This is a genomic window from Burkholderia sp. Cy-637 (genome assembly GCF_011753175.1).
Taxonomy (GTDB): Bacteria; Pseudomonadota; Gammaproteobacteria; order Burkholderiales; family Burkholderiaceae; genus Burkholderia; species Burkholderia gladioli.
In genome coordinates, this window is record NZ_VWWC01000374.1 from 1 (window position 1) to 1,443 (window position 1,443).

General features: G+C 73.7%; 2 protein-coding genes. Both read left to right on the forward strand.

The window, feature by feature from the left end; all coding sequences use genetic code 11:
* Positions 1-39 precede the first annotated feature (39 nt).
* Positions 40-1,089 (forward strand): iron ABC transporter permease, encoded by a 1,050-nt coding sequence (locus F3J10_RS35635; RefSeq protein WP_029949814.1) that lies wholly within the window; start codon positions 40-42, stop codon positions 1,087-1,089.
* On the forward strand, positions 1,086-1,443 hold a 358-nt coding region (locus F3J10_RS35640; RefSeq protein ID WP_167244048.1), incomplete at its 3' end, for an ABC transporter ATP-binding protein. The genes F3J10_RS35635 and F3J10_RS35640, both read left to right, overlap by 4 nt.

The following is a 1,443-nucleotide window of genomic DNA, read 5'->3' on the forward strand; positions in this document are numbered from 1 at the left end:
GCCGCGGCCGGCTCGCGCCATCTCGCCGCCGACGCGCCCGTGCCCGACCAGGGCGAGGCGCGTCGCGCCTACGCGCGCCTGACGCGGCGCCGCGCGCTGTGCCTGGTGGCGGTGAGCCTGCTGATCGCAGGCTCGCTGCTGTTCGACCTCGGCTCGGGCCCCTCGGGCCTGCCGCTGGCCACGCTGCTGCGCACCGTGTTCGCGCCCGCGCAGGCCGATCCGGCCAACCTCGTGATCGTCTGGCAGATCCGCCTGCCCTACGCGGTGATGGCGCTGGTGGTGGGCGCCGCGCTCGGCCTGTCGGGCGCGGAGATGCAGACCATCCTCAACAATCCGCTGGCCAGCCCCTACACGCTCGGCGTGTCGGCGGCCGCCGCCTTCGGCGCCTCGCTGGCGATCGTGCTCGACCTGACGCTCCCGCACATCCCGCAGACCTGGCTGATCTCGGCCAACGCCTTCGTGTTCGCCTTCGGCTCGGCGATGATGCTGGACCTGGTGGCGCGCTGGCGCGGCATGAGCACGGCCGGCGTGGTGCTGATGGGGATCGCGCTGGTGTTCTCGTTCCATGCGCTGGTCGAGCTGATGCAGTTCATCGCCTCGGCCGATGCGCTGCAGGGCCTGGTGTTCTGGACGCTGGGCTCGCTGGCGCGCGCCGACTGGCAGAAGATCGGCGTGCTCGCTGCGGCGCTGGCCGTGGCGCTGCCGCTGTCGATGCGCAATGCCTGGGCGCTCACCGCGCTGCGGCTGGGCGAGGAGCGCGCGGCCAGCTTCGGCATCGACGTGCGGCGCCTGCGGCTCGGCACCCTGCTGCGGGTGGCGGTGCTGTCGGCGCTGGCGGTGTCCTTCGTCGGCACCATCGGCTTCGTCGGCCTGATCGCGCCGCATATCGCGCGCACCGTGTTCGGCGAGGACCATCGCTTCTACCTGCCCGGCAGCCTGCTGTGCGGGGCGCTGATGCTGTCGCTGGCCTCGATCGCCTCCAAGCTGATCGTGCCGGGCGTGCTGATCCCCGTGGGCATCGTCACGGCCCTGGTGGGGATTCCGCTGTTCCTGGCGATCGTGGTGCGTTCGCAGGGAGCCGCGCAATGAAGGGGCTCGCGATCCACGGCGTGTCGGTGCGTTACGGCCGCCGCGAGGTGCTGCGCGAGCTGTCGGCGGGGCCCTTGCCGCGCGGCATGATCACCGCGCTGCTGGGGCCCAACGGCAGCGGCAAGTCCACCTTGCTGCGGGTGCTGGCCGGGCTCACCACCGCCAGCGCCGGGCGGCTCACGCTGGACGGCGAGACGCTCGCGCTGTCGGCGCGCAGCGCGCGCTCGCACAGCGTGGTCTACCTGCCCCAGGCGCTGCCGGCCGGGGTGCGCCTGCAGGTGCTCGAATCGGTGCTGGTGGCGCGCCGCGCCACGCGCGACGCGGCCTTGCGCGGCCAGCCGCCGGCCGGCGACC